Origin of the sequence: Clostridium sp. NSJ-49 (assembly GCF_014287725.1) — a bacterium.
GTDB lineage: Bacteria > Bacillota > Clostridia > Clostridiales > Clostridiaceae > Clostridium > Clostridium disporicum_B.
Genome location: NZ_JACOOP010000042.1, coordinates 1 through 24209, shown reverse-complemented (window position 1 = coordinate 24209; position 24209 = coordinate 1). Strand labels below are relative to the sequence as shown.

Here is a 24209-nt window from a genome sequence, read left to right as displayed (position 1 = left end):
AACTTTTCTATTTATGTAAAAAATACAAAACCACCCAAAGGGTGGTCTAAAAAATTTATTCTGCTTTCGCTGATAAAACATCTATATTTCCATTTAGCTTTTGAGATATAATAGCTAACTCTATTACTTCTTTTATATTTTTTACAGGTACTATCTCTATTCCTTCATAGTTTTCGAAACTATCACTCCAATTTTCTTCTGGAATTATAACTTTTGTCGCTCCAGCTTTTTTCGCTGCTAATATTTTAGCACTAACTCCACCAATAGGCTTAACATCACCTAATAGTGTTATCTCTCCTGTCATGGCAATCATATTATCTACTGGTTCTTTCATTATACAGCTATATATAGCTGTAGCTATTGTAATACCAGCGGATGGACCATCTACAGGAACACCTCCTGGTATATTAATATGAAGGTCATAGCTATCACTATTTATATTAAATACATTATTTAATGCAGTTAATACATTATGCACTGAAGAATAAGCTGTACTTTTTCTTTTTATCTTTCTATTATTAGAAGTAATTTCTTCTTCTTCAATAATACCAGATATCTTTATCTCACCTTTTCTATTTGTAATTTTTTTAGCAGTTGCTTCTAAAGACATAATCATTCCTATATTTGCTCCATATACAGCTAACCCATTTACAACTCCAATTCTATTATGGTTTTCTTTTAACTTTACATCTGGAATCTCTGAATATTGCCCATTTTCAATTACCCATTTTATATCATCTTCTGAAATTTCACTTCTATTATCATTTATTGCTATTCCAGAGCATAATTGAATTAGATTTACAACTTCTCTTCCATTACTGCAATATCTACTTATTATATCTAAACCTTTATCAGAAACAGTTAAGCCAATTTTATTAATTGAATTTTCAGCTATTTTCTTAATTTCATCTGTATGAAGTGATCTAAAAAATATTTCTACACATCTAGATCTTATAGCTGGAATAATTTCTTCAGGACTTCTAGTCGTAGCCCCTATGAGTCTAAAATCAGCAGGCAATCCATTTTCAAAAATTTCTCTGATATAGGTTGGCATATTACTATCTTCTGAACTATAATATGCACTGTCTAAAAATACTTTTCTATCTTCTAAAACTTTTAAAAGTTTATTTAATTCTATTGGATGTAACTCCCCAATTTCATCAATAAAAAGTATTCCTCCATGCGCTTTAGTAACCGCACCTGGTTTAGGTTGTGGAATCCCTGCTATACCTAAAGATCCTGCTCCTTGATATATCGGATCATGTACAGAACCTATAAGAGGATCTGCTATGCCTCTTTCATCAAAACGTATTGTAGTTGCATCTATCTCTACAAATTTAGCTTCACTTCTAAATGGTGAATTTGCTTGTTTCTTTGCTTTGTCTAAAACCAACCTAGCAGCTGCAGTCTTCCCTACACCAGGAGGTCCATAAATTATTACATGTTGAGGATTAGGTCCACATATAGCTGCCTGTAATGCTTTAATTCCTTCTTCTTGACCTATTATCTCCTCAAACTCTTTTGGTCTACTTTTCTCAGTTAATGGTTCAGTTAATTTTATTGATCTTAATTTTAATAATTTATCCATTTCTTTTTTATTCTCTTTATCTATTACTACAGTTTTTGACCTATTAGCCTTATTATTGTTAAATAAATATACAATAAAAAGAACTATCATTATTAATTGTAATATCATCATTATTTCATTCATATCTTATTCCTTTTAGCTACCTAAAAGACTATCCCTCCCTTTAATAAAACTATTTGTATTATTGACTTATTCAAATAGTTATATTCCAGAAGTAATTTATATTTTTAATATTTTTAACAAAAAAAATCACCCTAAATCATGGGTGATTTTTTTTAGGCTGTTTCCATACCCTTTTTCTTTTTAGCTTTTTTAGGTTTTAAAACCAAACGCTTTTCATTTTCAGGTAATCTAACAACTTCAGGCAATTCTTTATTCTTTACAGTATCCTCATTAATAATTATCTTTGATATATTTTCATCAGAAGGTATATCAAACATAATTTCTATCATCATATCTTCAACTATAGATCTTAAACCTCTAGCACCAGTTTTTCTTGCTATAGCTTCATCAGCAATAGCTTTAAGTGCATCTTCAGTAAACTCTAACTCAACATTATCCATCTCAAATAATTTTGAATATTGCTTAACTAAAGCATTTTTTGGCTTACTTAATATATTGATTAAAGCATTTTGATCTAGAGATTCTAAAGTAACTACTATAGGTAATCTACCTACGAATTCAGGAATTAATCCAAACTTTAATAAGTCTCCAGGTAAAATAGATTTTAAAAGAGTTCCAACATCTTTATTAGCTTTAGATTTAATATCAGCACCAAATCCCATTGAGCTAGATTGAGTTCTCTTTTCTATTATTTTATCAACACCATCAAAAGCTCCTCCACATATAAATAATATATTTGAAGTATTTATTTGAATAAACTCTTGATGTGGATGTTTTCTTCCACCTTGTGGTGGTACAGAGGCTGTAGTTCCCTCTAATATCTTTAATAAAGCTTGTTGAACGCCTTCACCAGATACATCTCTAGTGATAGAAGGATTTTCTGACTTTCTAGCAATTTTATCTATTTCATCAATATAAATTATTCCTTTTTCAGCCTTTTCAACATCATAATCAGCATTTTGAATTAATTTTAAAAGTATATTTTCTACATCTTCTCCAACATATCCAGCTTCAGTTAATGTAGTAGCATCAGCAATAGCAAATGGAACATTTAAAAACTTTGCTAAAGTTTGAGCTAAAAGTGTCTTTCCTGAACCAGTTGGTCCTAAAAGTAAAATATTACTTTTTTGTAGCTCTACATCATCTTCAATCATATTTGATTGAATTCTTTTATAATGATTATACACAGCAACAGATAACGCCTTTTTAGCCTTATCTTGACCTATTACATATTGATCTAAATAATTTTTTATTTCTGCTGGTTTTGGTAATGAAGTTGTATCTATTTCTACGCTTTCCTCAAATTCATCTTGTATAATCTCTGAACATAAATCTATACATTCATCACATATATACACACCTGGCCCAGCAATTAATCTCTTTACTTGGTCTTGATTTTTACCACAGAAAGAGCATTTTAACTGTTTTTTATCATCAAATTTAGCCATAACTTCACCTCACTTTAGCTCTGGACTCTTTTAGCTTTTCTTTATATCATTTCTAACTATAACATCATCTATTAATCCTATTTCTTTAGCTTCTTGTGCAGACATAAAGTTATCTCTTTCACACATTTTAACCATAGTTTCGTAGTCAACTTTTCCATTTGTTGATTCAGCCATAGCTCTAGTTAATGTTTCTTTAATTTTTAAAATTCTTCTTGCATGTATATCAATATCTGTTGCTTGCCCTTGGAATCCTCCTAGTGGTTGATGAATCATAACTTCACTATTTGGTAACGCAAATCTTTTTCCTGGTGCTCCCGCAGAAAGTAAAAATGCTCCCATAGATGCAGCCATACCTATACATATAGTACTAACATCAGGTTTTATATAATTCATAGTATCAAAAATAGCCATTCCTGCAGTAATTGACCCACCTGGACTATTAATATATAAATATATATCCTTATCTGGGTCTTCACTTTCTAAGAAAAGTAATTGAGCTACTATTAAGTTTGATGTAACATCATTTACTTCACCACTTAACATTACAATTCTATCCTTTAAAAGTCTAGAAAAGATGTCATAAGATCTTTCTCCTCTTCCTGTTTGTTCGACAACCATTGGAACGTAATTACTCATGTAAAACTCCCTCCTCTTTCTCTTTAAACCCTTCTTTAATAATATATCCAAATAGACAAAAGTAATTATACTTAAATTATATCTAATCTACATTATTTTGTTAAAGAAATATTTTAAATAATTGCCAGAAAAAACTTTTCTGGCAATTAACTTAATACTTATTAATTATTTTCGATTAATAATTTAACAGCTTTAGCTGTGATAACATCACTCTTTAAAGCTTCTCTTTGGCTGTTGATTAATAAATCAACCATTTTTTCATCGCTGTTTGCTGAATACATTTTAGCAACTTCTTCAGCTTTAGCTCTTATTTCTTCTTCAGTAGCATCTATATTTTCTGCTTTTTCAATAGCTTCTAATACTAAGTCTGTCTTAACTTTTCTTTCAGCATTTTCTTTCATGTATTCTCTCATTTTTTCAGCATCACTACCTGTGAATTGGAAATATTGTTCTAAAGTTAAACCTTGGTATTGTAATCTTTGCTCAAGATTTTGAACCATTTTATCTATTTCTTTTTCAATCATTACAGCTGGAATTTCAACATTTGCATTTTCAGTTGCTGCTAAAATAACTGCTTCTTCAAATTCTCTTTCAATTCTTGAAGCATTTGTTTCTTCTAATTTTTTAGTAATATCAGCCTTTAAATCAGCTAATGTATCAAATTCAGATACTTCTTTAGCAAATTCGTCATCTAATGCTGGTAATTCTTTAACCTTGATTCCTTTTATTGTAACTTCGAATTTAGCTGGCTTACCATTTAATTCTTCTCTTCCATAGTTTTCTGGGAATGTTACATTTACTTCTACATTGTCATTAACATTCTTTCCAACTAATTGCTCTTCAAAGTTTCCGATGAAAGTTCCTGAACCTATTTCTAATTCATAATCAGTTCCTTCTCCACCTTGGAATGCTTCACCATCAATGAATCCTTTAAAGTCGATAACAGCTATGTTTCCATTTTCAACGCTACCTTCTTCTTTAGTTTCAACTCTAGCATTTCTTTCTTGCATTTCTACTAACTTCTTATTTACTTCTTCTTCAGTTACTTCATAAGAATTCTTTTCAACTTTTAATCCTTTGTATTCACCTAGCTTAACTTCTGGATAAACAGTAACTTCAGCAGTATATATGAAATCTTTACCTTCTCCAACTTCAACAACATCGATTTGTGGATAGTCTACAGGTATTATATTGTTTTCTTTTAATACTTCTTTATATGAACTATCGATTGCAAAGTTTATAGCATCTTCTAAAAGCACTTCTATTCCGTAGTACTTCTTAACTACTGCCATTGGCACTTTACCTTTTCTGAATCCTGGTACATTAAATTTATTCATGTTCTTCTTATAAGATCTAGTTAAAGCTTCGTTGAATTTTTGTGCTTCTACTTTTACTTCAAACTTAACAACATTAACGTCTTTTTTTTCCATTTTAGCTTCCATTGTATATATTCCTCCTAAAACTAAGCTATTGTATGCTTATTTCGACTAAGTTATTATAACATAAACATTTAAATATTTTCAAATATTTGTTTCACAAAATTAAATTTCCCAATGTTATTATATTAATTTTACTTTACATACTTAATATTTCCATCTATTACAGCTTCTAATCCACCATCTATAATTTCTTTTAAAATAATATTACCACCCTTAAGTTCCCATATCGTAACATGTTCCTTTGTGTCTAAATCTATCAAATTTACATATTGACTTAACTCATAACCAAAGTAAGGTAAATTACTTACATAAGCAAGCTTATTATTATCTAAAAATTTAACTTGAGAATGCCATATATAATCATTATAAATAGATAAAACTTCATCTTTCTCAAAAACTTCACCATAAGGAGATACATACTTATTTAAGGTTAAATTTATTACATTTCCCTCTATATCAGCCAAAAATATATTTTGATTTTTATCTAATATAATAACTTTTTTACCTAAGCTATCTATACAATATTTATCTTTTTCTAAATTTTCAACACCTTCAATAAACTTTTCTCCATTATTATCAGATAACTTTAATTCGAATTCATTTTCGTTTAATAATACATTTATATTCTTGTATGTTTCTAAAATATCTATTTCTTTCTCTTCATTTAAGATTTCTTCTTTTTGTTCTTTTTCACTCTTTTCTTTATCTTTAATCCAAGTTGTTAAGTAGCTTTCAATATTCGTAAATTTATATCTGCTTATAAAAGTAACAGTTAAAACCACAGATATAATTATTAAAGAAATTGAGGTTACAAATATCCTCTTACGTCTTCTCATTATTCTTTCGTAATCTCTACTAAATATACTTGGTTTTCTCATATCCACCTCCAAAATCCGACTTATAATTTCTATTTATTTACACTGTAACTATTTACCTCGTGTTTTTTCGACATTTTATTTTTTTGCCTTACAACACTTAGTTTTCTTTGAACATCCATTTTTTGAACTACAACACCCTCCACATTTCAATAGCCCTAATTCCCTCATTTCATCAATTGACAGCTTAGCTTCATTAGCTGTATACTCTTCATAATCTGGTGTATTTTTTAGAATTTCTTTATATTTATCCATATAAATTAGCCTCCCTTTTCTTCTTTCTATTATATACTTATATGTGTTTTTACACATCTTTGTCATAAAAATATGAATTTTATTAATTTTTTTCAAAAAACTATTGGAATTTGTTGAAATATGATATATAATGTCATTGTAACACAAATTACATAAAAAAAAGCCCATACCACTCTTTAATAATTTTATTAGAGAGTTATAATAAAACCCCACATATGTTCGTTTATTCCCTTTCTTAAATGAACATAAACCCTTTAACCTGCACAATAGTGCAGGTTTTTTTTACCCTCAAACAAAATCTATTTAATTTAAGTAACAAAAAGACTTTAAAGAATAAATATTTTGTCATTCTTCAAAGCCTATTTTTCTATACAAATACTTACAGACTCTCATCATCTTCTTCATATAGGTTAAATCTTTGAATGCCACAAGCAATCCAAGTATCATTTTCATATTGTAAATTAACTAAAAACATCTCTTCATGACTTTCTTTTATAAAGGGTAATAACTTCTTATAAATGTCATAATTCACTTTAACAACTACATTACCTTTATAAATCTTATCCTCATATTCAAAGTCACTTTTTTCTATATTTAAATTCATATCTGAAATTCTATAATTATTTGTAAAAAATAAAGTTTTCTTAAAAATATCATCATATATTTTATCTTTAGTATCTTCATTCGCATTTATAATTAAACTTTCATCTTCTTCATTGAGTGCATTAAAAACTGAGTCAAAGAAATCATTTAACAATATATCAATATCACTCATTAGCTTTTCATTTACCATATCAATATTTAACTTAATAGTTCCACTATCATTTATATATAGTGTTTCGCTTTTTATTTTTCCCCAAGGAAACTCCTTCTCTATATATATGCTAATATCTCTATTTAGTGGAATAGGCCCAAAATTAACTACACTTTCTACCTTTTTACCAATATTTTTATTACCTATAAAAACATCAGCATCTTTGTAATCTGAATATATAGTTATATTCCCAGCATCAACACTTATATTGATAACATCCTGATCAGTAATGGTTACTTCATTCTCTCCAGTTACAAAACCAAAATCCGTTTTTAATTTATAACTAGCTACATAATTTCCTGGTATAATATTCTCCAATATTTCACCTGATTTAATAGTTTTATTATCTATAGTTACTTCAGTGTCATTAAAATTCGACTTTACTTCCACAGATACCTTGTTAATATTTAGGTAGTACTCTTCAGCTAATATATTTTTTTTGCTTTCAATCTGTAACATACCACTTTTATTATCAGCTCTTAATTTTTTAGTTACATCAAGTAATGTATCCATCTTATCATGATAATAATTCATAATCGGTATTAAATTTTCATAATTTACTCTTTTGTTATCAACTTTTAAAGTTTTTGATAACAATTTTACATCTTTATTTTCAATGGCTGTCTTAAAATTGCTTATTACTTCTTCCTTCGTAGATATACCACTGGACATGGATATCATAACAAATATAGAAAGTATCAATATAAGCATAGAAATAATGGTTATTCTCTTCTCTATACTCAAATTCATAAATTTATTTATTTTCTCTCTAAAACTATCATTAAATATAGATATCTTCTCTATAAACCTGTCTCTCATTATTTTACACCTATTCTAAAATATCAATTATCCACTTTCCACATTCTACACATTTATAAATTCTTATTATAAACGGATCTAGGTTACCATTTTCTAGATTAGTCCCATGTTGAATTAATTCTTCTTTTGTGTAAAATTCATCTTCGCTATCTAAGTACCCTTGAATTTCTACAATATAATTTTTATCAGTACTATTACAGCAATCATTTTCACCTACACAATTAATCTCTTCATAACTTAAACTTTCTTGCAAATCTTGTATTATAGGTATTAAATCTTCATATTCGTCAATATTATCTAAAAATTCCTCACTTTTAAATTCTAAATCTTTAATTTTAAACAATTCCATACTTCATTTCTCCTTTTTCTCTTTTGTTCTTTTTAATTGTATATCATTTCCTTATTTTTCATCAAGATATTTTTGTTTTTTCTCTATAAATAAAAGCTATGCATACTCATAGCTTAATATTTTAAAATATCGGATTAGTCTTCTCGTAAAAGTACATAAATATTATCATACCTACTATTATTATAAATGGTAATATCATTACTATTTTGCCTAACGGATGCGCTAAATTTACTGTCCATCCAACTCCTATACGTTTTTCAACCATCAACGCAGGATCTTTTTTATTATAGTATAATGCTCCAAGAATATACTTATCATCATCATCTCTATAATTCTCTTCCCCCTCTTCATTTGTTTTTATATTTCGTCCACCTTGACCCAAATAATAGCTCATCACTAAAAATATTACTATGCTAATAAACAATATTATCATCGGAATAGTCATTATTTCTATACTTAAATTAAAAATTATACAAATTTGCGGAATAGCCATTATAATTAATGTTTCTAAGGCTAAAATCCACGTAAATATTGAAACATACTTTTTAAATAACAACTTCTTCTCAATTGTTTCTTTAATCTTTCCACTAAATAAATCTGATTTAGATTTTACTGTAATATTGTTTATAAACATAAAGAAAAATATCATTAAAACAAGCATGAAAGGTATCCCTGCTAAATTCATATAAGCAGCAATTGTCCCTTTTTCTACTACTTTATCTACAACTCCTGAAACATTATAATGAACAGGAATTAATTGTGGTATACTATTATAATTAATCAACGTTAATATAGATATAATTAATGGTATAATCAAAAGAATTAAATAATATCTTGTATCTACAGCCTTAACTCTTGAATTCTTCTGTGGTTGTCTTAACCCGGTTTCTACAATAACAACATTTTTACTTAAAACTTTCCAACCTTTTTTATTTTTAAGATTTCTCATCTTTATCCAATAAATTATAGGTAGTATATTAATGATCCCAATCAATATAAATATGTATGTTAAAAATAGCCACATCTTCATATTTAAAAAGTATATTATATTTACTAATATTATTATCGGCAATATTAAGATAATATTTTGCTTCTTATATATTTTTTCTAATTCTAATATATCTTTATCATCTTTATATTCTAACGGCACTCTAATACCGAAATATATTCCATTATTAGAAAATCTATTTAAATTAAATACTTGAATATATAATATAATTGTAATAAACGGGAATATAAAATATTTAACTAATTCCTCCATTTTATTCTTTCTCCTTAAATAAACTATATTTTTTCTCTATGATTTTATACACTTCATCTTTTGATATACCTCTATTACAGCACTCCGCTATATAATACTCTAACTCTTCTTCAAAACTTCTTCTAAACTTATTATTTGATTCATCTAAATTTAAACTTATAAAAGCTCCTTTTCTCCTATCAATCTTTATATAGCCCTCATCTTTTAAGATACTATAAGTCTTATTAACAGTATGCATATTAACTTCTATATCTGAAGCTAAACCTCTTACCGAAGGTAATATCTCACCTTCTTCTATTTCTCCTCTAGCAATTCCTTTTATTATTTCTGTCTTTATCTGATTATATATAGGTATATCAGAATCGAAATCTATTTTAAGTAGCATTACTTCACCTCTCAATTTATTTGTTATATAAAATATATAACAGCATTTATATTTTTTCAATAACGAAATACTACAAATTTATTTTTACAACTAAAATAAATTTACTAGCTTATCCTCTTCTTGGAACAATTAGATTATAAGTAATTTTATTCATTTCGATATTTATTTTTCCTATTTTGGTCTCATTTTTATAGTTTATTAAAACCATTTCTACGCAAAATACTATTGTAAAGCAAAGAAGCTTTACATAAATAAACTTTTAATTTATTAAGGAGGGTCTAATATGGCACAAAAATTAGTTCCAGAAGCAAAAAACGGATTAGCAAAATTTAAGAACGAAGTAGCAAATGAAATGGGCGTTCCTTTTACAGATTACAACGGTGATCTTACTTCAAAACAATGCGGTAGCGTTGGTGGAGAAATGGTTAAGAGAATGGTTGAACAATACGAACAAGGCATGAAGTAAAAAAACTAAATAATAAAAAAATAAGATATCCCCAAAAAGGATATCTTATTTTTTTATAATATAACTCATTGCCATATTGTACCCTTTCTTATTTCTTTTGCCTTTTTTCCCTTTAATATTATAGTTTATTAAGAATTAAACTACGTAAAATAATACTGTAAAGTGAAGATACACTTTACAAATAATAAAAATAAAAGGAGATAATATTATGGCACAAAAATTAGTTCCAGAAGCAAAAAACGGATTAGCTCAATTCAAAAAAGAAGTAGCAAGTGAACTAGGAGTTCCACTAAGCGATTATAACGGCGACTTAACAGCAAAACAAAACGGAAGCGTCGGCGGAGAAATGGTTAAGAGAATGGTTCAACAATATGAACAAGGTATGAAATAACAAATAGTTTCTCAAAATAATTAAAGGATGATATCATATGATATCATCCTTTAAGTTTTCCAAAATATTTGGTGGCTTACCGGGGAATCGAACCCCGGACACCTTGATTAAAAGTCAAGTGCTCTACCGACTGAGCTAGTAAACCATAAGTGGCAGGGATAGCAGGATTTGAACCTACGAATACCGCAGTCAAAGTGCGGTGCCTTACCGCTTGGCGATATCCCTGTATCTGGTGCGTGTTAAGAGATTCGAACTCCTGGCCCACGCCTTAGAAGGGCGTTGCTCTATCCAGCTGAGCTAAACACGCATAATGGAGCGGGTAGTGGGAATCGAACCCACCTTTCCAGCTTGGAAGGCTGGAGTATTACCGATATACGATACCCGCATAAATAATGTTATAAGATTCTAATTAAGCAATCTACTTAACATACTAACCTCATCGTGATTAAGTGTAGTAAATTTGTCCACCTCTCGACCACGTCATTTAGTATATTATCTTTATCATCATTTGTCAACATTTTTTATATTTTTTTATTTATAAAACTATAACTGAACTGCTAATATAAAAAAGTCTAATATAGATGTAACTCTATATTAGACTTTTTACTCAAAGGAGTTACCTCCACCAGTAATTAAAACAACGTGGATATAACTTCCAATTTTACTATTTCAAAGGTCTTTCAGTTAAAGTAGCAAACTCAAAATTATGACAATGTTGATCCACAACCCTAGTTGCTCCTTTTATAGCATGAACGTGTTTATTAGTTCCTCTAATTTTTATATCTAATCCTGTTCTAATAATTATAGGATGATGATGATCATCTGGAGCTGAATCAGTTTGTGCTTTTATTAAGTGATAGTGACGTCCATTTTCACAATATATAGGCTCACTTGTAATTCCTGCAGTACGATGATTATGCCTATCATCTCCTGTTTCTGCCAATTTTACACTTCCTGTGAATTCGTGTACGTGTTTATCATTATAATTTTCGTTACAATTATCATTGGTATTTTCATTATACTCTTCACTATAATATTCATTACATGAATTACTCATAAATTTATCCTCCGTATTTTATATTTTTAATTGATGATGCACACTTCTTTCAAAGCCACTTCATAACTAATCAAAATAATCTTTTGTAAATTTCTTCATAAAAGTTCACATCATCTGTTACTTCACAGTACATAATATGCAATAATATTAATAAGTTTCATAATAATTCTTAAATATTTTCATATAAATAAGGCATTGTTAAACATTCAAGCTTAACAATGCCTTATACAAGTAATCAAATCACTCTTCTCTATAATCTCTTTTCAAAATTTCCTGTAACATTCATCCCTTCATTAAATATAACGAATGCCTTATCATCAATATCATATACTATTTTCTTTAATTGGTTTATTTCATATTTAGATATTACAGTAACTAATACTAATGTATCCTCTCCAGTATAAGCACCATATCCCTTCCAGCAAGTAACCCCTCTTCCCATTTCAGACATAATACTTTTTTCTATGTTTTGCTTCTTAGTAAAAATCGTAGCTGTTGTATTAATATTTTGATAATGTATCCTGTCCACTATTAAACCAAAAAATGCTGTATAAATAATAGAGTATATAGCTATTGGTAATTCAAATAATATTGCACATCCTCCATAAATAAATGCATTAATAATAATTCCTAATTTTCCAACACTAAAATCAGAATATTTTTTAGCAAAGTATACGCCTAATATATCTATTCCACCACCAGAACCACCAGCTTTTAGAGTTATACCTATACCTGTCCCAGTAATAATACCGCCGATTAAGCAAGCTGCTAATCTATCATCTATTATAGGTACATTAGGAATAGCTATAATAGAAAAGAATATAGTCTGAAATACTATACTAACTACCGTTCCAGTAAAAAACTTTCTTGATATACTTTTATAAGCTAACAATAATAGTGGTATATTTAAAAGGAAATTTATAATACCTGATATATCAAAATTTGCTGGTAATGACAAATAATCATTAACTAAAGTACGTATAATTTGAGATATTCCTACTACTCCTCCATTATATAGTCCTACAGGTACAACAAACAAATTTATTCCTAAACAAAAAAGAAATGCCCCTGCTACTATAGTTCCATATTTTTTTAAATTTTCTACTTTTTCATTCTTAACCATCGCATCCCCCAACTTAATAATTCCTCTCAAGTGATTTAATCTAAGAATCATTTTAACATATAGTATTTCTACAGTGTATACTAATTTTGCATATTTCTATTTTAATTTATTGTCATGATTTTATTCTAGAATATAATAACAACCTCTTTTTCATAAATATATTTCATCGCAAATAAATAAGGAGCTGATTTATTCATCAGCTCCCTACATAATACTAATTCGTTCTTATTACAATCTCTTCATTCTCGCCATCTATAATAACATTAGAACCATAAGTTATTTCACCAGCTATTATCTTTCTAGCAAGTTTATTTTCAAGAGTATTTTGAATATATCTCTTAAGTGGTCTTGCACCATAAACAGGATCATATCCTTCTGTAGCCATAACATGTTTAGCTTCCGGTGTAATTTCTAAAGTAATATTTCTATCCTTTAATCTTGTAGACACTTCTTTTAAGAATATATCAATAATTTTAGTTATACCAGTTTCACTTAAAGGCTTAAACATAATTATATCATCAACTCTGTTTAAGAATTCTGGTTTAAATCTCATCTTCATTTCATTCATTACAGAATCTCTTATAGAAGGTTCTATATAATCTTCTGATGTATTTTCTAGAAGATAGTTACTTCCTATATTAGATGTCATTATAATTATAGTATTTTTAAAATCTACAGTTTTACCTTTATTGTCTGTTAATCTACCATCATCTAAGATTTGTAAGAATATATTAAATACATCTTCATGAGCTTTTTCAATCTCATCAAACAGAATAACACTATATGGTTTTCTTCTAACAGCCTCTGTTAATTGACCACCTTCATCATATCCTACATATCCTGGAGGCGCTCCGACTAATCTAGATACAGTATGCTTTTCCATATATTCAGACATATCAATTCTTATAATATTATCTTCAGAATCAAATAGGTTTCTAGCTAATGTTTTTGCAAGTTCTGTCTTACCAACCCCAGTTGGTCCTAAGAATATAAATGAACCTATTGGTCTATTTTCATCTTTAAGTCCTGCCCTTGCTCTTAAAATAGCAGATGTTACAGAAGTTACAGCTTCTTCTTGCCCTATTACTCTCTTGCTCATCTCATCTTCTAATCTTAGAAGTTTTTCTCTTTCACCTTCTAATAGATTAGTTACAGGAATTCCAGTCCATTTAGAAAGTATTTGTGATACTTCCTCTTCAGTAACTTCTTCTTTTAATAATGCTCCTTCATAATTTTCCTTAACTTCTATTTCCATTTGCTTAATAGATTCTTCTAATGAAGGAATTTCACTATATTGTATTTGCGCTGCTTTATTATAATCATAAGCCCTTTGAGCTGCTTCAAGCTCACCTCTAGCAATATCAAGTTTAGACTTTAAGTCTTTTAACTTTTCAATAGCTCCTTTTTCTCTTTCGAACTTAGCAGTCATTTCATCATTTTTAGCTTTAAGCTCTGCATACTCTTTTTCTAATGCATTAAGTTTTTTCTTTGACCCTTCATCTTTCTCTTTTGATAATGCTTCTTTTTCTATTTCTAGTTGTATAAGCTTTCTTCTAACCTCATCTAATTCGGCAGGTAAGGAATCAATTTCAGTTCTTATCATTGCTCCTGCTTCATCAATTAAGTCTATAGCTTTATCTGGTAAATATCTATCAGAAATATATCTATCTGAAAGTTTTGCTGCTGCAACTATAGCTGAATCTTGAATTCTTACACCATGATGAATTTCAAATCTCTCTTTTAATCCTCTTAAAATTGATATAGCATCTTCAACAGTTGGTTCATTAACTATAACAGGTTGGAATCTTCTTTCAAGCGCTTTATCTTTTTCAATATATTGTCTATACTCATCAAAAGTTGTTGCCCCTATACAGTGTAATTCCCCTCTTGCAAGTAAAGGCTTAATTAAGTTACCTGCATCCATTGCGCCATCAGTTTTTCCTGCTCCAACTATAGTATGAATTTCATCTATAAATAGAATTATTCTTCCTTCACTACTTTGAACTTCTTTAAGAACAGCTTTTAGTCTTTCTTCGAATTCACCTCTATATTTTGCTCCGGCTATCAATGCACCCATATCCAATGAGAAAATAATCTTATCTTTTAATCCATCAGGTACATCTCCATTTACTATTCTATTAGCCAATCCTTCAACTATAGCAGTTTTACCTACCCCAGGCTCTCCAATTAATACAGGATTATTCTTAGTTCTTCTAGAAAGTATTCTAACTGCCCTTCTTATTTCTTCATCTCTTCCTATCACAGGATCTAGTTTATGTTTTCTTGCAAGTTCTACCAAATTTGTACCATACTTTGCTAATGCATCATAAGTACCCTCGGGATCTTGTGTATCTACTCTTTGACTTCCTCTTACTCCCGATAGAACCTTCATAAAACTATCTTTGTTTACATTATATTTATCTAATATTTTCTTTGTTGGTCCATTTTTATCTACGTCCATAATAGCTAACATTAAATGTTCTACACTTATATAAGAATCCTTGAAATCTTTAGCTATTGAATCTGCTTTTACCAAAACTTCCTCTAGTTGTCTTGTTATATAAACTGATGAATTATTAGCCCCTTCACCTGTTACTTTAGGCATATTGTTTAAAGCCTGATCTATATCATACTTCATCATTTTTATATTTATTCCCATCTTTGTAAAGATGTTTGGTATTAATCCATCTTCTTGTTCTACTAGAGCAGAAAATAGATGAATTATTTCAATTTGTTGATGATTATGCTTAACAGCTGTTAAATTAGCATCATTTAATGCTTGTTGTACTCTTAATGTCATTTTTTCAACGTTCATACTTTATTCACCTCATTTAATGTTTTTATCTTTAATAAAATAATAATACAAAAGTCAAAGAAAGTCAAAGTAAATTTATTATTTTTTTCATTTTATTATTTACCAAATAAAAGCTTAATATTGATTAATATATAATTTTGCAACTATTTCATTAATATTCCTTATCCTTTTGTTTTTATACCTACTTATTGGTATAATAAATATTATAGGCGTAAACTTATAAGAATCTGAGGTGAGAATTTGAGAAGGGAATTTATAAATTATCCATTAGATTTACCAATTAAAATATCATATTTTAATATTAGAAATTATCCAATACATTGGCATAATTCTATCGAAATCGTATATGTGATAAAAGGTTCCATAGATATAACTATTGATTCTGACTCCTTTACTCTTAATGAAAAGGAAGTAGAAATTATAAACGTAGATGAAGCACATAAATTTTATAGTAAAGAAGACAATAAAATTTTAATCTTTAATATAGATCCAAGTTTTTTTGAGAAATATTATAAAGATATTAAAAATGTATTTTTCTATACTACCTCTAACTCCACTCAAGTAGGTGAAGAATATGATGATCTTAAAGCATTTTTAGCTAAACTACTATGTGAGTACGTTCAAAAACTTGAAGATTATGATGAAGAAATTGAAGATATTTTAATTCATTTACTATATCATTTAATAAATAACTTTCACTATCTAACTACTGAAAAAGAAGAGCTTAAAGAGAAAACAGAACAGCTTGATAGATATCATAGAATTTCAAAATATATTTTTAATAATTATAATAACAACATAACATTAAAAGATATAGCAAAAAAAGAATTTTTAAGTCCTCACTATCTTTCTCATGAAATAAAGTATGCAACCGGGTCTAGCTTTACAGATTTAATTAATCAAACTCGTGTTGAAGAGTCCATAAAACTTTTGTTAGATAGTGATATAAGTATTTCAGAAATTTCTGATGAAGTAGGATTCTCACATGTACGATATTACAATAAAAATTTCAAAGAATATTATAATTGCACTCCTCTTCAATATAGAAAGAAATTCTCTCTTACTGAAAAAGAATTTGAACTTGAAAAGGTTCTTTATCCTTTACCATTAGAGGAATCTTTAGAATTTTTATCTCATACTTTAGAGAAGTATAATAGATATAACTTTGAAAACAAACTATGGAATATTCATATTGATATGGATGAAACTCTAAAAACTTTTAATCCAGACTTTGGTCATATAATTAATATAGGTGAAGCTTTTGATTTATTAATAGAAGATAATAAAGATATTTTAGAGGAAATACAAGATGAAATACATTTCGATTATGGTAGACTTGAAAAAATGTTCCATAATGATATGGGCGTATTCATAGATTCAGAATTTTACAATTGGAATAAGGCTAAAGCAGTATTAGAATTTTTAACAGATATCTCTCTTAAACCTCTAATACTTTTAGATTCAACAGAGTATTCACTAGAAAAATATCAAAATATACTTACAAGCTTTATTGATTATTTTTCTCAAATTGATTATTTTAATATAACTGATTTTTGTTTCCAATTTGCATCTGATTTATCCTGCGAAATTAAAGATAGTTTGAAATCATTTATAAATGATAATTTTGATATTGAGATTTTAGAAGAAACATTTTTTTCAATTAACTCTTTAAACCCTATTTATGATACTGCATATATGTTACCTTATATTATTCATAATACAGTTATTAAAGAGAAATCCCTAGATTTTTTAAGAGCTTTTGATGTTCTTGAAAAAGCTATGAATATAACTAATGAGGTATTTATTGGTGCACCAGGACTTATTAATGATATGGCCATAAAAAAACCATCTTACTATGCATATTACTTATTAAGCAAATTAGGCAAGGAGATTGTATCATTTGATGATGGTTATATTGTAACTAAGAATGACGATGAATACGCGATACTTTTATATTCTCACGGAAATGATGTTGATGATTTAGCTAATTATGAGGATATTTACTCAAGCAAGGGCTTAAAAAAATCATTTGAAAAGAAATTTTCTCTTAACATAGTAAACTTAAAAAACGATACAAGAATTACAACCTATGAGATAAACGAAAAAATAGGTTCATCTTATAATTATTGGTTATCTATGGGATCTCCAGATAGGCTAAACAAAGAAGAAAAAGAGATTTTATATAAAGCTTCATATCCTAAAATTGAATTCAAATATAGTAAAAAGAGTTTAGTTTTAAATATAATTACAGAATTAAAGGGGTACGGTGCTAAACTTATATTATTAAAAAATATAAAATAACACATTAAAACTTTATTTTTATGTTATTTTTGTCTTTTCTATATATAACCATTAAGTAAGAATAACCTCATTGTACATTTAACTTAAACATTGATGTGAATATTATATTTTTATCCCTTCCTATATACTATAAATATAAAGATGTTTGAAAGGATGTTTTGTATGAGAGGTTTATTCTTTAATTCAATATTATTAAGCGAGTCTAAAAGTAAATGGTCTTTATGGATTCAAATATATAACCTTTTTCATTAAAGTTATTGATTAATATTTTTTGAAATAAAAAGGGCTATTCAATTGAATAGCCCTTATTTTATATTAATTTTTATCTAAATTCATTGCTAAAGTAAAATATTTTATAGCTTCTCTTGGCTCACCTAGATTATAATATAGCTCTGCCATTTCATTATATCTTTTATATGTATCTTCAACACTAGCAGATTTCAAAAAATAATCTGTAGAAATATTCATATATGTTTCCGCTTGCCTATATTGACCCTGCTTTTGCAGAAGCATACCTTTAAAATAATATGCCCTTTCAATTAAAGCGGTATTTTCAGAACAAATAGAAAGATTTAGTACCTTATCTATCATTTCATCTGCTAATTCAAATTCCTTGTATATATAGAAAGTTTCAATACAATCTATTAAAACGTCTATGAATTCTATTGTATCATACCCACATGCCATATTTTTTGCAGCTAGCGTCTCTTCTTTTCCTTTTTCATCATCTCCAATCTGATAAAAAAATCTTCCTATTCTATCTTTAATCTTTGCTAGTGATTTTTTATCATCTTTTAAGCATTCATAAGACATTTGAATATACTTATCTGCATTAACTTTATTCGCTAATATACTAAGGCAAGCAAATATGTGATAAATATACCCTTTTATTTGGATTTCTTTTATACAGTCTATATCGGAAATAATTTTTTCAACTATTGAATAGGACTTTTCTATTTCTCCAAGCTCCATATAACATATTCCTTTATTAAAAAATGAACGTACGAACAAATCTTTATCATTGAAATTACTTTCTTCTAATATTTTTAATATTTTGTCATAATAATTTATAGCCTCATAATACTCCTTTATTTTCATAAAAAATGTTGCCATGTCTTTATAATAAATTAGAGTATTTTCTTTAATTTCATTTTTTTGATAAATATCATAATATTTCGCTATTATAAGTTGCATATTTTCAATATTATCACTATCTTCATATATAGAAAATAACTTATGAATAATTATAAAGGCTAAATCATAATACTCACAGTTAATTGAATAATTAAGAATATATTCGATTAGCTTAAATAATTCTTCTCGTGGTAAGTTTCCCTTATCAATTAACCTAATATTTTCTTCTATTTGTCCTCTTATATCTTGAACTAAGTAATCATAATTTACTTTCAACTTCGTTGCAATGTATTTTAATGTTTCTTCATCTGGTTTAATTTTCCCATTTTCTATACAACTCATTTTCGAAATTGATATTTTATCTTCACATAACTCTTTTAAAGTTATCCCTTCGTATACTCTTGCTCTTCTTATTTTGTCTCCTGTTGATAATATTTCCATTGCTACCCCCAGTAAATTAGTTAGTTAAAACGCCTAGTTCTTTTAATATACTTACACCTTGATCTAAGTATTTAGCCGCCTCACTATCTTGCTTCCAGTCAATATAAAATTTTCCTATCATAATAGCTACTTGCGCTGCCTTCTTTGATAATTCATTTGCTTTAGCTAAATTAAATGTATCAATAAGTATATTTTCTGCTTCTTTATACATTTCTTTTATTGTATATACTCTATACCATAAAAGATTATATTCTATTACATTTTCAACAAAATTCTCATCTATCACATGATTAATTTCTTTTAATGTAGTTTCACATTTTTCAATATCCTTAAGCTTAATATAGTTTTCACATATATTAAATAAAGTCTCAACAACGCTTTGGTCTTTTTTTCTGCTTCTTAAATCTTTAGCTATTTCTAAATGCTTGAATGATTCTTCAAAATTTTCAAACTCATAAAATAATCTTCCAAGATTATTTTCAATATAAGCTATATGACTTCCTTTATTAAGATCTTTATATACTTCTAATGCCTTCTCAGAATATTTTATAGCATTACTCAAATCACCATTTTCGCTATATTTTTCAGAAATACCTAGAAGTGTTTTTGCATATTTCTCTTCATCATACACTTGCTCAAACTTTTCTTTTGCTAAGAAAGAATAATTCATAGCCTTTGTAATATTATCAATCTTAAAATATCCTTCTGCCATTTGATAATATATTTCACCTAACAATAAGTCGTCTCCTATTTTATTATCCAAATATACTTTTTCAGCTTGTCTTAAGTAACTCGTTGCTGAATGATATGCTTTTAACTTTAAAGTAATTTTTCCTAAATTAAGAAATGTCCTAGTAACTTCTTCATACTTATTCTGTTTTATGAATATAACATTTGCTGAAAGATATATTTGTTGTGCTAAAGTTAATTCTCCATTTTTCATGGCTATATCAGCTCTAATATATAAATTTCTTGCTTTCCTATATTCTAATCCAAATTTTTCAGCATAATATAATGCATTTTCTATATATTTTTCTGCACTTATGAAATCTCCACTTAAAACATATGATTCAGCAGTTTTCTCATAAAAGACACAAATTTTCTCAGCCTGGCTCTCTTCTGATTCCATAAGATATTCTACTGTAGTTTGAAGATTCTCTGCTAAATACTCCAATAAATCCATAGATGGATTTGATCTTCCAGACTCTACCAAACTTATTTGACCAGGAGTAATTCTGTCTGCCGCCAAATCTTTTAGTGTCATATTTAATTCTTTTCTTTTCCTCTTTATCTTCTCACCTAATGAAAGAATCTCCATATTTCTGCTCTTCCTCTTCTATCTACAATTTATTATTATTTTTTCTAAAAATCCATTTATTATTTTTAATTATATCATAATTTATTTCAAAAAAGTATATATTTTATTCCAATTACAAGAAAACTGTTATGAAAAATCATAACAGTTTTCTATATTATTTTATATAATTCAGAATATTGTCATAAGCATCGCCTGCCATACAACACATTTTCTTTCCTGTTCTTCTTACAGCTCTTTGAGTCTTTCTATCAAGTTGTGGTAATACAACCATAGCAGCTGCTGCTCCAATAACTATTCCTGTTGCTAAACTCTTAAACATATAAATACACCTCTTTTAATAAGCTTTACTAGATTTAGTATGTGTATTTTTTATAATTCTAAACATATTAAAATTTATTTATCTAAAGCTTCTTTAGCAAGCATATCAGCCATATCATTATACTTATCTCCTGAATGACCTTTTATTTTTTTAAATTTAATATTTATAAGTTTCATCTTTTCTTGCATAAACTTATTATAATTTTGAGTTATTCTATTATTTCTTTTCCATGCACCTATTGCCCAAGATTCAACACCTTGATAATCATACGCTATAGTCACTTCTTTATACCCTTTATCTAATGCAAACTCTACGGCTTTTTGAGCTCCAAGAACCTCTCCAGAAATATTTCTAAGGGCAATTGCCTCATCATCAAATCCTTTTCCATTATCTTTGTGTATTACTTCTCCATTTTCTACTGCTACTAAACCAAAAGAGTAGTTTCCTTTATCTATCATAAAGCTTCCATCTACATATATACATAGGCCTTCAATAGAACTATCTTTTTCTTTTTTTTCTGATGTGGATGATTTTACTCCTGCATTTAACGCAATAAAATCTATAGCTTCTTTTTCAGAAGTAAAACTTTTATAAATAGCTCCCTTAAATCCTATAACTTCTTTTTTGCATTCATCCCAAGAAGTAAAAATTTTAGGTGCTCCTGATTTTCCTTTATAAACTGCATAATATTTCAAACTTAATCTTCCTTTCGCTTCTAAACAGATAAAACTTCTTCAATAAATTCATATAAAGTCTCAACATTTTGTGCCGCTGTAAAATTCGTTACATACTCTATTATATTTTTTATTACTAATATAATATCGTTTTTACCTTGCCAATTTTCTAAAATTATATGCAATGGTACATCTTTAACAATTCTATTTAACGCAAAAAATGCTACAGCTAACTCATCCACTTTACCTATAAATGGAATTTTATCTGGTATAATATCCGTCGGTATAACTATATAAGCTATAGATCCTGATATTATTAACTTTGTTTTTATTGATACCCTATTATCCTTTAATAATCTTGTTAACAAAGCTGCTATATCAGGTATAACAAAAATATAATCTGAATATTTTTTTACCCTTTCCGGTAACTTTTCAGATACCTTTTCTCTTCCTACTGTATATAAATCTTCTGTCTTTCCTCTTTCCTCTGCTTCTCTAACTTCTTCTTCATTTTGTTCTTCCTTAAATAATTTAACCTCTTTTTTAAGTTCTCCACCTAAAGAAATAGAAACATTATTAACTCCAACTACTAATTTATTATCTAACAATCTTAAATCATTTATATCAAAATCTATATATGGAACATCCTTCAATATATACTTATATTGAATGTTTATTTTTCCATCCTTATAATATATACCTTTATCAGCAAAAGATTTTAACGCAAATTTTAATGCTATTTTTCTAAGAAATGATGCTATTCCTATATTTAATACTCTAAACTTGCATATCTCCCCTTGAATCATATCATTCTCAATCGATTTAACTCTTAATCCACATTCAAAATCAATAAATATTCCTTTTTTAAAGTTTCCTCTTATAAGTATACAATCTGACATATCTATACTGTATATAGTTAACCCCTCTATAGATACAAAATCATCTAATATACTTAAAAGATCTCCTCCTGTTAATCCTACAGCTATATTTGTTATATTCATAATTTTAGCCCACTCCCCTAAGTTCAACCTATTTTTTAATTATCAATTTAGAATCTTACTTAAAAGTATACTTCATTTAATTATATTTTAAAAGCTTGTCTTTCTATTTTTCATATAAAGAAAAACCTTTAGAATAAAAAACATATTCTAAAGGTTTTTATAATAATATTAACTTTTAATATTCTCTCATAGTTCTTTAACAAAAATTATTTTCCATTGTAAGGAACTACATGAGCTCGTTTAAACCCCTTTTTATGCATATCTACCATTACATCTATAGCTTCATTATAATCTCTATAATATCCAATGCATACTCTCCAAGCCCTTTGTTGAGTTTCCTTAGGTTCAGTAATTGGAGTAAGTAATAACACCTTATCAACCATAGCTAAACATGCTTTTGCAACCATACGTCCAAACCTTTTACCATCAAACTCTTTCTCTACATCATTATTACTTAAGTACTCACCATAAACTATCACTGCAATACCAGAAAATTTATCATATTTTTCGCTCTCACCTTTTAATACCCCTTTTTCATTTGTCCCCAAGTCACATAGTATTTCCTCACTTATAAGTTTTGCAAGCCTCTTACTATCATAATTATCTTTAGTATAAAATACTTGTACTCCTTTTATACTACTATCTATATCAGAATTCATATGAAAGCTTACAAAAAACTTTCCACCACTTTTTTCAGCAATGTTTATACGTTCTTCTAAGGATAAATAAGTATCATCATCCCTAGTTAATACAACATTTTCACCATTTCTCTCTAAATATTTTTTAGCTTCTAATACCGCTTCTAATACTATATCTGATTCTTTTATACCAAGCGCTCTTCCAACAATACCTGTGTCATTTCCACCATGACCTGCATCTAAAATCCAGACAGCCATGTTTTTCTGTCTCCTTTGAAACAATGCTATATATTTAATATATTAACTCATAAACACCTTTGTGATTAAATTAATAGCAAATTTAAAGGGGCTGTCTCTGAAATGATTTTTAAAATCATTTCAGTAGACGGTCTTTTTATTTTTTATTCATATATTTATATGAAATTATTTCTAAATGAACAAGTTTTTTGACACGACAAATAGGAGGTTATAAGCCTCCTATTCTCTGTAAAAATATACCTTTACGCTATTTTCTTTTCATGCAATAATATACCATTTCT

At 27.8% G+C, this 24209-nt stretch carries 22 protein-coding genes and 4 tRNA genes; 3 read left to right on the top strand and 23 right to left on the bottom strand.

Annotation, left to right across the window (positions count from 1 at the left end; translation table 11 throughout):
• Positions 1 to 55: 55 nt before the first annotated feature.
• The 10 genes from lonB to H8S10_RS13470 all read right to left on the bottom strand — a co-directional run bounded on the left by lonB (position 56) and on the right by H8S10_RS13470 (position 9992).
• Positions 56 to 1711 (bottom strand): ATP-dependent protease LonB, encoded by a 1656-nt coding sequence (lonB, locus tag H8S10_RS13515; RefSeq protein WP_055267277.1) that lies wholly within the window; start codon positions 1709 to 1711, stop codon positions 56 to 58.
• Positions 1712 to 1863: 152 nt separating this feature from the next.
• Positions 1864 to 3159: an ATP-dependent Clp protease ATP-binding subunit ClpX gene (gene clpX, locus H8S10_RS13510; protein WP_055267275.1), complete on the bottom strand. Its 1296-nt coding sequence runs from the start codon at positions 3157 to 3159 to the stop codon at positions 1864 to 1866.
• 30 nt (positions 3160 to 3189) lie between these two features.
• The gene (clpP, locus tag H8S10_RS13505; RefSeq protein ID WP_055267273.1) at positions 3190 to 3795 is read right to left on the bottom strand and encodes an ATP-dependent Clp endopeptidase proteolytic subunit ClpP; all 606 of its coding nucleotides are present in this window, start codon (positions 3793 to 3795) and stop codon (positions 3190 to 3192) included.
• Positions 3796 to 3956: 161 nt separating this feature from the next.
• Positions 3957 to 5237 carry a trigger factor gene (tig, locus tag H8S10_RS13500; RefSeq protein WP_186839230.1) on the bottom strand — a complete coding sequence of 427 codons (1281 nt, stop codon included), beginning with the start codon at positions 5235 to 5237 and terminating at the stop codon, positions 3957 to 3959.
• 128 nt (positions 5238 to 5365) lie between these two features.
• Positions 5366 to 6112 (bottom strand): hypothetical protein, encoded by a 747-nt coding sequence (locus H8S10_RS13495; RefSeq protein ID WP_186839229.1) that lies wholly within the window; start codon positions 6110 to 6112, stop codon positions 5366 to 5368.
• Positions 6113 to 6187: 75 nt separating this feature from the next.
• A complete protein-coding gene (locus H8S10_RS13490) occupies positions 6188 to 6364 on the bottom strand; it encodes a hypothetical protein (RefSeq protein WP_172675770.1) in 177 nt (58 codons plus the stop codon).
• Between the two features lie 379 nt (positions 6365 to 6743).
• Positions 6744 to 7997, bottom strand: a complete 1254-nt coding sequence (locus H8S10_RS13485) for a hypothetical protein (RefSeq protein WP_186839228.1) — start codon at positions 7995 to 7997, stop codon at positions 6744 to 6746.
• Positions 7998 to 8007: 10 nt separating this feature from the next.
• Positions 8008 to 8346 carry a hypothetical protein gene (locus tag H8S10_RS13480; protein ID WP_055267265.1) on the bottom strand — a complete coding sequence of 113 codons (339 nt, stop codon included), beginning with the start codon at positions 8344 to 8346 and terminating at the stop codon, positions 8008 to 8010.
• A gap of 121 nt (positions 8347 to 8467) precedes the next feature.
• Positions 8468 to 9607: a DUF5808 domain-containing protein gene (locus H8S10_RS13475; protein ID WP_186839227.1), complete on the bottom strand. Its 1140-nt coding sequence runs from the start codon at positions 9605 to 9607 to the stop codon at positions 8468 to 8470.
• 1 nt (position 9608) lies between these two features.
• Complete coding sequence (locus H8S10_RS13470; RefSeq protein ID WP_055267261.1) at positions 9609 to 9992, bottom strand: GntR family transcriptional regulator; 384 nt, start codon at positions 9990 to 9992, stop codon at positions 9609 to 9611.
• 283 nt (positions 9993 to 10275) lie between these two features.
• Here H8S10_RS13470 and H8S10_RS13465 point away from each other — a divergent pair, with 283 nt between their 5' ends.
• Positions 10276 to 10458 carry an alpha/beta-type small acid-soluble spore protein gene (locus H8S10_RS13465; RefSeq protein ID WP_186839226.1) on the top strand — a complete coding sequence of 61 codons (183 nt, stop codon included), beginning with the start codon at positions 10276 to 10278 and terminating at the stop codon, positions 10456 to 10458.
• Positions 10459 to 10666: 208 nt separating this feature from the next.
• A complete protein-coding gene (locus H8S10_RS13460) occupies positions 10667 to 10849 on the top strand; it encodes an alpha/beta-type small acid-soluble spore protein (protein ID WP_055267257.1) in 183 nt (60 codons plus the stop codon).
• 69 nt (positions 10850 to 10918) lie between these two features.
• On the opposite strand, the gene H8S10_RS13455 is transcribed toward H8S10_RS13460, so the two are convergent.
• The 7 genes from H8S10_RS13455 to clpB all read right to left on the bottom strand — a co-directional run bounded on the left by H8S10_RS13455 (position 10919) and on the right by clpB (position 15844).
• Positions 10919 to 10994 (bottom strand) — tRNA-Lys (locus tag H8S10_RS13455).
• Positions 10995 to 10999: 5 nt separating this feature from the next.
• Positions 11000 to 11074: transfer RNA gene (locus H8S10_RS13450), tRNA-Gln, on the bottom strand.
• Positions 11075 to 11079: 5 nt separating this feature from the next.
• Positions 11080 to 11156 (bottom strand) — tRNA-Arg (locus H8S10_RS13445).
• A gap of 4 nt (positions 11157 to 11160) precedes the next feature.
• Positions 11161 to 11234 (bottom strand) — tRNA-Gly (locus tag H8S10_RS13440).
• A gap of 279 nt (positions 11235 to 11513) precedes the next feature.
• A complete protein-coding gene (locus H8S10_RS13435) occupies positions 11514 to 11906 on the bottom strand; it encodes a YmaF family protein (protein WP_186839225.1) in 393 nt (130 codons plus the stop codon).
• A gap of 250 nt (positions 11907 to 12156) precedes the next feature.
• The gene (locus tag H8S10_RS13430) at positions 12157 to 13029 is read right to left on the bottom strand and encodes a YitT family protein (RefSeq protein ID WP_186839224.1); all 873 of its coding nucleotides are present in this window, start codon (positions 13027 to 13029) and stop codon (positions 12157 to 12159) included.
• A gap of 214 nt (positions 13030 to 13243) precedes the next feature.
• Entirely contained in the window at positions 13244 to 15844 is a 2601-nt protein-coding gene (gene clpB, locus H8S10_RS13425; RefSeq protein WP_055267251.1) for an ATP-dependent chaperone ClpB, read from the bottom strand.
• Positions 15845 to 16084: 240 nt separating this feature from the next.
• Between clpB and H8S10_RS13420 the strand changes: the two genes are divergently transcribed.
• Positions 16085 to 18145, top strand: coding sequence for a helix-turn-helix domain-containing protein (locus H8S10_RS13420; protein ID WP_186839223.1), 2061 nt, complete (start codon positions 16085 to 16087; stop codon positions 18143 to 18145).
• Positions 18146 to 18460: 315 nt separating this feature from the next.
• On the opposite strand, the gene H8S10_RS13415 is transcribed toward H8S10_RS13420, so the two are convergent.
• The 6 genes from H8S10_RS13415 to H8S10_RS13390 form a co-directional block, all read right to left on the bottom strand.
• Positions 18461 to 19720 carry a helix-turn-helix transcriptional regulator gene (locus tag H8S10_RS13415; RefSeq protein ID WP_186839235.1) on the bottom strand — a complete coding sequence of 420 codons (1260 nt, stop codon included), beginning with the start codon at positions 19718 to 19720 and terminating at the stop codon, positions 18461 to 18463.
• Positions 19721 to 19736: 16 nt separating this feature from the next.
• Positions 19737 to 21038, bottom strand: a complete 1302-nt coding sequence (locus H8S10_RS13410; RefSeq protein ID WP_186839222.1) for a helix-turn-helix transcriptional regulator — start codon at positions 21036 to 21038, stop codon at positions 19737 to 19739.
• 154 nt (positions 21039 to 21192) lie between these two features.
• Entirely contained in the window at positions 21193 to 21357 is a 165-nt protein-coding gene (locus tag H8S10_RS13405; protein WP_148315783.1) for a YtxH domain-containing protein, read from the bottom strand.
• Between the two features lie 74 nt (positions 21358 to 21431).
• Complete coding sequence (locus tag H8S10_RS13400; protein WP_207731891.1) at positions 21432 to 22052, bottom strand: ribonuclease H family protein; 621 nt, start codon at positions 22050 to 22052, stop codon at positions 21432 to 21434.
• A 20-nt stretch (positions 22053 to 22072) separates the two neighbouring features.
• On the bottom strand, positions 22073 to 23032 hold the full coding sequence (locus H8S10_RS13395) for a YkvA family protein (protein ID WP_186839221.1): 960 nt from the start codon (positions 23030 to 23032) through the stop codon (positions 22073 to 22075).
• 206 nt (positions 23033 to 23238) lie between these two features.
• On the bottom strand, positions 23239 to 23928 hold the full coding sequence (locus H8S10_RS13390; RefSeq protein ID WP_186839220.1) for an N-acetylmuramoyl-L-alanine amidase: 690 nt from the start codon (positions 23926 to 23928) through the stop codon (positions 23239 to 23241).
• Positions 23929 to 24209 lie beyond the last annotated feature (281 nt).

Coding starts and splice junctions, on each gene's coding strand:
- lonB (WP_055267277.1), bottom strand. CDS start 1,711: ATGAATGAAATAATGATGATATTACAATTAATAATGATAGTTCTTTTT.
- clpX (WP_055267275.1), bottom strand. CDS start 3,159: ATGGCTAAATTTGATGATAAAAAACAGTTAAAATGCTCTTTCTGTGGT.
- clpP (WP_055267273.1), bottom strand. CDS start 3,795: ATGAGTAATTACGTTCCAATGGTTGTCGAACAAACAGGAAGAGGAGAA.
- tig (WP_186839230.1), bottom strand. CDS start 5,237: ATGGAAGCTAAAATGGAAAAAAAAGACGTTAATGTTGTTAAGTTTGAA.
- H8S10_RS13495 (WP_186839229.1), bottom strand. CDS start 6,112: ATGAGAAAACCAAGTATATTTAGTAGAGATTACGAAAGAATAATGAGA.
- H8S10_RS13490 (WP_172675770.1), bottom strand. CDS start 6,364: ATGGATAAATATAAAGAAATTCTAAAAAATACACCAGATTATGAAGAG.
- H8S10_RS13485 (WP_186839228.1), bottom strand. CDS start 7,997: ATGAGAGACAGGTTTATAGAGAAGATATCTATATTTAATGATAGTTTT.
- H8S10_RS13480 (WP_055267265.1), bottom strand. CDS start 8,346: ATGGAATTGTTTAAAATTAAAGATTTAGAATTTAAAAGTGAGGAATTT.
- H8S10_RS13475 (WP_186839227.1), bottom strand. CDS start 9,607: ATGGAGGAATTAGTTAAATATTTTATATTCCCGTTTATTACAATTATA.
- H8S10_RS13470 (WP_055267261.1), bottom strand. CDS start 9,992: ATGCTACTTAAAATAGATTTCGATTCTGATATACCTATATATAATCAG.
- H8S10_RS13465 (WP_186839226.1), top strand. CDS start 10,276: ATGGCACAAAAATTAGTTCCAGAAGCAAAAAACGGATTAGCAAAATTT.
- H8S10_RS13460 (WP_055267257.1), top strand. CDS start 10,667: ATGGCACAAAAATTAGTTCCAGAAGCAAAAAACGGATTAGCTCAATTC.
- H8S10_RS13435 (WP_186839225.1), bottom strand. CDS start 11,906: ATGAGTAATTCATGTAATGAATATTATAGTGAAGAGTATAATGAAAAT.
- H8S10_RS13430 (WP_186839224.1), bottom strand. CDS start 13,029: ATGGTTAAGAATGAAAAAGTAGAAAATTTAAAAAAATATGGAACTATA.
- clpB (WP_055267251.1), bottom strand. CDS start 15,844: ATGAACGTTGAAAAAATGACATTAAGAGTACAACAAGCATTAAATGAT.
- H8S10_RS13415 (WP_186839235.1), bottom strand. CDS start 19,720: ATGGAAATATTATCAACAGGAGACAAAATAAGAAGAGCAAGAGTATAC.
- H8S10_RS13410 (WP_186839222.1), bottom strand. CDS start 21,038: ATGGAGATTCTTTCATTAGGTGAGAAGATAAAGAGGAAAAGAAAAGAA.
- H8S10_RS13405 (WP_148315783.1), bottom strand. CDS start 21,357: ATGTTTAAGAGTTTAGCAACAGGAATAGTTATTGGAGCAGCAGCTGCT.
- H8S10_RS13395 (WP_186839221.1), bottom strand. CDS start 23,032: ATGAATATAACAAATATAGCTGTAGGATTAACAGGAGGAGATCTTTTA.
- H8S10_RS13390 (WP_186839220.1), bottom strand. CDS start 23,928: ATGGCTGTCTGGATTTTAGATGCAGGTCATGGTGGAAATGACACAGGT.